The sequence below is a fragment of the Methanogenium cariaci JCM 10550 genome (assembly GCF_001315945.1).
GTDB lineage: Archaea > Halobacteriota > Methanomicrobia > Methanomicrobiales > Methanomicrobiaceae > Methanogenium > Methanogenium cariaci.
The window spans coordinates 1-7,799 of sequence record NZ_BBBG01000038.1 but is presented as its reverse complement, the minus strand read 5'-3'; the positions used below and the strand labels follow the sequence as shown (position 1 = coordinate 7,799).

Below are 7,799 nucleotides of genomic sequence, written 5' to 3'. Positions count from 1 at the left end.
TAGATTCAGCATCTTCGAAAGAAGATTCCAATACATCCAATTCGTCATCAAAAGCAGAAAGCTCATCCTCAAGCGAAGCATCCAAGGCAGAAAGATCGGGAGAGGAATATCAGCAGAAGCAAATTCTTCAGACCCGGTATCATGTACACATTTATTATCAGAGATGAAAGTCAAATCCCGATCGTTTGTTTCCTGAATGTCAGATTCAACAGATATTTCCGTTGTAATTTCATTCACGAGGGATTCCTGATGACATCTGTTTTCATGTTCATCCACATCTTCGTGTGATTTAATCAGGCCTTCATGATCGGTATCCAGGAAGTCTGATTCTTCCAGAACGAGATAATCTTCTTCTGAAAAAGCATCCTCTTCTTTCTCATCTTCTTCCACCATGTCTGACGCAGATTTGATACCAGCATGAATTCTTCCCGCGCCGGATAGTTCTTCAGTTATTGCCTCCCCGGAAAATAACGCGGAAGAAACTGCAGATACTTCCGATGGATGTTCTGCTAAATTATTTTTATCTTCATTAATTCGGAAAGTATCTTCAGATTCAGGAATCCCCCCCCCGGAAGATTGGTTATATTTTTCATCAAGATCTCTGGACCACCCAAACATCTGCTCAATCTCATTTGCAACAGTATGGATAAGACTAGGGTCTTTAGGGATTTTCACGTCAAGAATGCCATTTTTGGCATCAACAGAAAGGGCCCTGCATTTTCCCAAAAGACCGGTCAAATCGTCTTCTTTTGCGGATTCGAGGTATATTTTATATTCGGCAGGAATAAGGTATCCATCCTCACCTTCAAAATATTTTTTTACGCATATGTCTGCCATAACATCTCCAGACTATAGTACCAAACACCCAAATGTTTGAAATTAATCTCTATATTAATTTACACTTGGTATTAATAATTAAAGGATTTGATGTGCAGTTTTTTGTCAGGAAATAAAATGCACGAATGTCGGCAAAAATCCACAGTATATTTCTTAAATCTCCAGAACATGGAATTAATTGATAATGGATTACTAAAACGACAGAAATCATTTTTTAGCGGGTTTTGCTATCGCCACGATGCGTACTGCTCATAAGCTTAAAAATATTTTCACCGGTATCGCATCTGTCTTTTCATGACGGGGACGTCATTTGAATATCTCCCTCCCGAATGTAGCATTTACCGAAATGAACGATCATTTTGGCGGGAAAATATTGTATTTGGCAATTTATTATGAGGGGGGAAAGGGAAGGAATTTGTATCTTCAAACTGTTTCAGGAAAATCCCTTGTCGAGCGTCTTTTGGCTTTCAATATCAAGACCCGTGACATAAACCGACTTTTCTTCCTGCTGATATTTGTCGATTACCCGGGCAATTGCCTCAACTGCAGACTGATCCCAGATATGGGAATGTTGAAAGTCTATCTCAATGCTATCGGGATCACCGGTATAATCAAACAGGTCAATGAATGCTGCCATTGTCCCGAAGAACAACTGTCCTTTCACGGTATAAATTTTCACACCGTCTTCCCTCTCCCTGCCAGAGATGGAAATAACAGACATTTTCCATGCCATGGCAAGGGCGGCAAGCACAACACCGGTTAACACACCCTTTGCCAGGTCATGGGTATAGACAACAATGGCAATTGTCGTAAGCATGACAAATGCATCGCTCTTTGGAATTTTGGCAATGTCCTTTACAGACTGCCATTCAAATGTCCCGATTGCAACCATGATCATGACACCAACAAGTGCCGCCATCGGAATTTGTGCCACAAGATCTCCAAGAACAATGATCAAAAATATCAGGAACAGCCCTGCCGTCATGGAAGAAAGCCTTCCTCTTCCTCCTGACGTCACATTAATGACGGACTGGCCAATCATTGCACAACCGGCCATACCTCCGAAAAAACCGGTAATGAAGTTTGCAATGCCCTGCCCCCCCTTCACTTCCCGGTTTTATTACTTTTCGTGTCGGTCATTTCATCAATAATGGATGCCGTAAGAAGCGATTCAAGAAGCCCTACGATAACAAGCGTTACCGAATACGGAAGAATAACAAGCAGCGTTTCAATGCTTAACGGCACCATCGGAAGATGAAACAGGGGGAGTGCTTTGGTGATTGTGCCTAAATCTCCTACGGTCAAAACATGTAACCCCCCCGTCCCGATTGCAACTGCCGTCATAACAATAATGGCAATAAGAGGTGCCGGGACTGCCCGGGTAAAACGGGGAAAAATATAGATAATTCCAATTGTTGCTGCGGTCATGAGATAAACCGGGAGTGAGGCACCAATGATAAACGGGATCTGGGCGAGGAATATCAGAATTGCAAGGGAGTTTACAAAGCCAAGCACGACTGAATACGGTATAAATGATATAAAAACGTCCCACTTTCAAAAGACCAAGACAGAATTGTATCATTCCTGTCAGAACGGTTGCTGCAAGGAGATATTCAAGCCCGAAATCCCGCACCAGAACAACCATGACCAGTGCCATCGAACCTGTCGCAGCCGAGATCATGCCCGGTCTTCCGCCGGCAACAGATATTACGACTGCAATACAGAATGAGGCATACAGACCAACCATTGGATCAACACCGGCAATGATTGAAAAGGCAATTGCTTCAGGAATCAGCGCAAGTGCGACGGTAATTCCGGCAAGTACGTCACCCCTTATATTTGAAAGCCATTCATCTTTTATTGTTTGCGCGTTCAAGAACTATGTCCCCCCCATTTCATTTGAATATTGATTATTTACGAATTTTTCAGGATTTTACCGGATATTAATTTTTTAATTTGAAAAAAATATTTCACTCAAAACCGGTTTTAATGCTGACAAACGGCTTAACGTTTTTAAAATATCTCCTTGTGCGGCAGTTTAATTATGTCAATAATAATCGCTATCTGCATTGTTAATCATTCCGCAGAAAATCATTTTTATTTCCGTGGCAAGTATCATTTACTGAAAATACCTCACCTGCACCTGACAAAATATTCAGGATAGTTTTGAATATCCAACACAGATTGCCGAAAAGGATCAATAACCCTGATTGCTTTGGGAAATAAACATGCATAAAGCATCAACTCATGCATTTTGATGACACATCAGAGAGTGATTTCGGAAGTCAATATAGCTGAACGGTGTTTCTTTATGCAGGATAAATGAGAAACTATCGCGAATTCGTGGAGTGCCATGAAGCGGGATACTTTGTGGATTTAAGCAAGTCACCATTGGCATTTTCGACAGGGATTGTACCGGAGTAATAGTATCATGTATGAAAAAATTCTACTTGCAACTGACGGATCTGAAAATGCACAACGTGCGGCTGATAAAGCGGCAGATTTTGCCCGGGAGTTATCCTCGCACGTAATTCTGGTATATATCATAAATACCCCGCCTTCACAATCACGAATGGTACAGGCGAATTTTGATGTGCATTCCCTCCTTGAAGAGGATGCAAAATCTGATATAAAAAATACGCTGGATATTTTTGAACAGGGAGGTCTGGCATATACGTTAAAAGTCGCAATAGGGGGGGATCCCGCAGCTGAAATAATCGGAATAGCTGAAAAGGAAAAAGCTGATCTGATTGTCATCGGCAGTCGCGGTCTTGGTACCTGAAAGGGGGGGTATTTCTGGGAAGTGTCAGTCAGAAAGTTACCTATCATGCAAAATGCCCGGTTCTGATTGTAAAATAAAAAATCCATTTTTTAAACATGAATTCACTACATTTTCGAAACAAAATCCGAAAAAAACGTCAAAAAAAGGATATTTGGTGAGTGAAGTGTTATCCGGACTTTAGCGTCGCTGATGTTTCCTGAACGCGTACCAGACACCACCCGCGACTCCCACAAGCAGGAGCAGTCCGAGTATGGTCACAACTGAACTTTCCTTGACAACCATCCGGAAATCATCGCTTGTTTCAACCTGATCCGATTTAACCTTCAGGCTGATCTTGTATTCACTTGCAGCGATATTTGACGGCGGGATGAGAGTGACGGATATCGTATTGCTCTCGCCGGGTTCCAGGCTGGCAATGGTCTTTGGTGATATCGTGGCCTTCCAGCCTTCAGGTGCAGAGATCTCCGGTCTGATGTTTGTCAGTGAACCCGCACTCCCGGTGTTTTTCAGTCTGACATCAAAGCTGACCTTATCGCCTTTGCCCAGCTCATAGCGATATTGATCAGTGTATACCTTCAGGATATACTCCCCGCGAAGAGTAACCCCAAGTTCCTGATCATAATCGTCACCGGTTGGTGAGGTCACGACAGAGGTGAAATGATAATCCCCCGTCTCCTCTCCGTATGAAGGAATCACTTCGAGATATAATGTTTTTTCCTCTCCGGCATACATAAAGATCTCAGACAGACTTTCTGCCGAATCTTTTGCCTCCTTAAACCGTGTATACCAGTTTTCAGGCAGACCGGTGGAATGAAGGGTGAATGTACTGTCGGCTCTTCCGATATTTTTCAGTTTCATCTCAAATACCGGATTTTTGCCGATGGATGTGGTTATTGAAAGCGTCTTATAGGATATTTCGACTGCATTGTTCATCTTTTCGAGCATGATATCCCCCCCGGCATCGGTTTCAAGACCTGAACTGACCTTGACTTCCACCGGGAGTGCACTGTGATACCCTTCCTTATCGATATGGAGGATGTATTCACCATGAGGCAGCTCGCTCCTGATCTTACCATCATTGGAGGTTTTAATGATCATGACCGGTTCTGGATCTTTTCCCTGTTTGACGGTGACCGTCGCACCTTTGATGGCTTCACCCAGTTCATTGACGGTGGTAAGTTTTAGTATCCCGCGTTCCCCCCCTGCATGCGTATCTGAGATCTCTATGTATAACCAGCAGTAGCCGTTTCCGATGTGGACTTTTACATAGTATTCACCAACAGGAGTGTCAGAGGACGTTTTTACGATGAACTTAATGTTCTGGCTTGAACCCTTTGGAATTGAGATACGAGTGATCTCCGTTTCGCCATTCAGGAACTGATACTCCCAGTCTGTTGATTCACCAAAGGTCTCGACCCATAATTTCTTTGGCAATGCGTCACCGTTGTTTGTCAGTGCGAGTGCGAATTCCGTGCTCTCCCCTGCTTCAAGTACAATGCCCGGAAAAGAGCACTGGATCTGAATGTCTCGGCCATCAGAACTCCCTTCGGCTGCTTCTTCAGCTGCTACCGGCAGCGGGAGGATTGCAAAGAGCAGGAAAATGATAATGAGGATTGAATAGTTAATCTGTTTCATTTTTATCTCCTATCTGACATCCATCCGCATGAACCGCACATAGGCAAGACCAAGGAAGGCTGCCGGGAATGCAAACAGCGCGATGATGTTCTTGAAAATATCTGCAAATACATCCGTTTCCGGCATCTCAGAGCCGTCGTCCCCCCCTACGGGACTGAAGGACATGGACATCATCTTACTATAATCCGGTATCAGCAGTTTGTATGAGAGTGTCTGCAGATTCATCGTCGGTGAGATCAATGAGATAATATCTGATACCGATTGTCGTTTTTGCCAGTATTCATCAGATTTCTTCCGGTATTCTTCCCATACGGGATCGGGCTCAGGTTCCTCATATACTACTTCACCGTCGGAACTTACCGAAGATGATACTTCCATGATGCTATACGCGGAGTTTGATGATGCAAACGCCTGCTCAGGGTATTCCGGTGGTTCACCAATGATCATGTTCATTACCGGCCGTTTACCAGCATCGGCAGGCTCATAAGGGCGACGAAGATGACCAGCGTATAGACAAGGGCCTTGCCACTGTCATTTGCTACGGTGGACATGAAGAGTGACAGAGCGAAATACGAGAGTATCATCAGGAATGCCGCTCCGCCATATACCAGGATCTTTGATAGTTCATCGCCTTCAGGCACGATTCCTGAGATCAGAAGAATGGCAAAGGTGACAATAAACGTAATGCCAAGTGCAATGGCAAGCGCCATAAGGCCGCCAAGCGCCTTCCCGTTGATGACTTCGTCGCGATAGATTGGATGGGACAACAGTATCTTTAACGATTTGGTCTCTTTTTCTTTCGATATCAGATCAAATCCCATGGCAATACCCAGAATCGCTCCGAGAGTTATGATCAGTCCACTGACTCCCAGGTAGATAGTCATGATGGAAGGTTTGCCCCCCCATCCGAACCCCCCCATATTGTATTCGTCGTCATCTGCGACAGACTGGCGGTCATTATACTGCTGTAGATTTTTGTTATACTCTGCTACACCGCTGACCATGCCAATGATTGTGATGATCAAAAATATGCCGAAGATCAGCAGGAATTTTTTGCTTTTGAAGTGATCGCGGAGCTCCTTTTGTGCGATCACCGGCAGTCCGTTTGATTTCATTGTTGTTCATCCCCGGTGTTGTAATATGAGAGGACAGCCTGTTCAAGTGTCGAACGGTCAAGAGTAAGCTGGCGTATCATCACGTCTGCTTTCCGGAGGGCGTCTGCGATATCATCCCGGATGTCAGAGCGTGCAGTGATCACCGCTTCGTGATGTTCGTTGGAATATTCCGCCGATACGAGATCCGGATGGCTGAATTCCGGCATGGAACTGCGTGTCTCCACCAGAATCTTTACCTGTTCCCCTTCAAGCACCCGTGTCAGATCCTTCCATGTGCCTTGTGCTACCAGTTTCCCCCCCTGAGATAAAACCCCCCCGATGGAGGTGCACACCAGACTCACTTCTGAAAGAATATGGGATGAAACAAGAACCGTCTTTCCGTCTGCCGCCATCTGTTTTATAATTCTGCGGTAGTCTGCAACGCCCTGCGGATCAAGGTTTGCCGTCGGTTCGTCAAGTATGATGACGGCCGGGTCGTTGAGGAGTGCCTTTGCAATTCCAAGGCGCTGGCGCATCCCTTTGGAGTACCCGCCAACCAGTTTTTCCACTCCGTCAAGATTCACCAGCGACAACAGTTCATCGATGCGTGATTTTCTTGCGGAGGTATCAAGGCCATACAAACGGGCAAAAAAGTCGAGATTTTCGCTGGCCGAGAGATTGGTGTAGAATCCAACATCTTCAGGCATGTAGCCGATGCGGTGCTTGACTTCTATCGGGTTTTTTGCAACTTCAACGCCATCTATCAGGCATCTTCCTGCGGTGGGTTCGATAAGGCCTGTCAGCATCAGAATGGTGGTACTTTTGCCAGCACCGTTTGGTCCTAAAAGGCCGAATATCTCACCACCCGGAATCTCTAAATTGAGATCATTGACGGCATAGACACCGTTGTATTCTTTTGAGAGGTGGTCGAATGTAATCATATTCACTGTCTCTGTGATATCTCCAAATATGGAGACACATGAAATTTGGTCACAATATACTATAGCTATTGTCGCACAGTCATGAACACGTTGGCAAATGGGTGATCTGTGTGCGACAGACATTATATTCTGACATTTCTGAAGTGGAAGACCGGGAACAGTTGAAACAGGGGGAGATCAGGGAGCACCCATCGTGTAGATGATTGTGCCATATAGTTATTGACTTATCCCGTCAACAAATACTACAATGATACACCGGGTGGCCACCCTTCTTGTGTTGATTGTAATTCTTGTCGCGCCAGCTATGGCTATGACCGATAACAATGAATACTCCCCGTATTACGAAGATGTTATTGTCATTTATTCAGGCAAATGTGGAGGTTTACAAAGCCAGTTTCCCTTATATTCACCACTGGAAACACCAGACATCTATTTTCAAGGGTGTATACCTGCCAGTGAGATAGTGGTTGGCGACGTTTCAATGATAAACCTCACAGATGCTGATTTTTT

10 protein-coding genes and 1 pseudogene are annotated in these 7,799 nt (G+C 44.6%); 3 read left to right on the top strand and 8 right to left on the bottom strand.

Translation table 11 applies throughout. The features are described 5' to 3' along the window. The 4 genes and pseudogenes from JCM10550_RS16285 to JCM10550_RS23945 all read right to left on the bottom strand — a co-directional run. On the bottom strand, positions 1–837 hold an 837-nt coding region (locus JCM10550_RS16285; RefSeq protein WP_157200396.1), incomplete at its 3' end, for a hypothetical protein. Between the two features lie 433 nt (positions 838–1,270). Beyond that, complete coding sequence (locus JCM10550_RS25500) at positions 1,271–1,945, bottom strand: SulP family inorganic anion transporter (RefSeq protein ID WP_281175453.1); 675 nt, start codon at positions 1,943–1,945, stop codon at positions 1,271–1,273. Further along, positions 1,942–2,352, bottom strand: coding sequence for a SulP family inorganic anion transporter (locus JCM10550_RS25495; protein ID WP_281175452.1), 411 nt, complete (start codon positions 2,350–2,352; stop codon positions 1,942–1,944). The genes JCM10550_RS25500 and JCM10550_RS25495 overlap by 4 nt, the downstream gene beginning before the upstream one ends. 85 nt (positions 2,353–2,437) lie before the next feature. Further along, a pseudogene (locus JCM10550_RS23945) lies at positions 2,438–2,713 on the bottom strand (SulP family inorganic anion transporter); the annotation flags it as partial. Between the two features lie 555 nt (positions 2,714–3,268). Here JCM10550_RS23945 and JCM10550_RS16275 point away from each other — a divergent pair. Beyond that, entirely contained in the window at positions 3,269–3,619 is a 351-nt protein-coding gene (locus JCM10550_RS16275) for a universal stress protein (protein ID WP_062400670.1), read from the top strand. Positions 3,620–3,633: 14 nt separating this feature from the next. After that, on the top strand, positions 3,634–3,696 hold the full coding sequence (locus tag JCM10550_RS23940; RefSeq protein WP_245619419.1) for a universal stress protein: 63 nt from the start codon (positions 3,634–3,636) through the stop codon (positions 3,694–3,696). A gap of 100 nt (positions 3,697–3,796) precedes the next feature. Here JCM10550_RS23940 and JCM10550_RS16270 read toward each other — a convergent pair whose 3' ends face one another. Genes JCM10550_RS16270 through JCM10550_RS16260 form a run of 4 tightly spaced genes read right to left on the bottom strand, consistent with a single transcriptional unit; the run spans position 3,797 to position 7,289 of the window. After that, positions 3,797–5,254, bottom strand: a complete 1,458-nt coding sequence (locus JCM10550_RS16270; protein WP_062400668.1) for an NEW3 domain-containing protein — start codon at positions 5,252–5,254, stop codon at positions 3,797–3,799. A gap of 9 nt (positions 5,255–5,263) precedes the next feature. Beyond that, entirely contained in the window at positions 5,264–5,701 is a 438-nt protein-coding gene (locus JCM10550_RS25490) for an ABC transporter permease subunit (RefSeq protein ID WP_281175451.1), read from the bottom strand. A gap of 5 nt (positions 5,702–5,706) precedes the next feature. Further along, positions 5,707–6,369, bottom strand: coding sequence for an ABC transporter permease (locus tag JCM10550_RS25485; protein ID WP_281175450.1), 663 nt, complete (start codon positions 6,367–6,369; stop codon positions 5,707–5,709). Beyond that, entirely contained in the window at positions 6,366–7,289 is a 924-nt protein-coding gene (locus JCM10550_RS16260; protein ID WP_062400666.1) for an ABC transporter ATP-binding protein, read from the bottom strand. The genes JCM10550_RS25485 and JCM10550_RS16260 overlap by 4 nt, the downstream gene beginning before the upstream one ends. A 259-nt stretch (positions 7,290–7,548) precedes the next feature. Between JCM10550_RS16260 and JCM10550_RS21005 the strand changes: the two genes are divergently transcribed. Then, the coding region (locus JCM10550_RS21005) for a hypothetical protein (protein ID WP_218185275.1) at positions 7,549–7,799 on the top strand (251 nt) is incomplete at its 3' end.

Coding starts and splice junctions, on each gene's coding strand:
- JCM10550_RS25490 (WP_281175451.1), bottom strand. CDS start 5,701: ATGATCATTGGTGAACCACCGGAATACCCTGAGCAGGCGTTTGCATCA.
- JCM10550_RS25485 (WP_281175450.1), bottom strand. CDS start 6,369: ATGAAATCAAACGGACTGCCGGTGATCGCACAAAAGGAGCTCCGCGAT.
- JCM10550_RS16270 (WP_062400668.1), bottom strand. CDS start 5,254: ATGAAACAGATTAACTATTCAATCCTCATTATCATTTTCCTGCTCTTT.
- JCM10550_RS16275 (WP_062400670.1), top strand. CDS start 3,269: ATGTATGAAAAAATTCTACTTGCAACTGACGGATCTGAAAATGCACAA.
- JCM10550_RS16260 (WP_062400666.1), bottom strand. CDS start 7,289: ATGATTACATTCGACCACCTCTCAAAAGAATACAACGGTGTCTATGCC.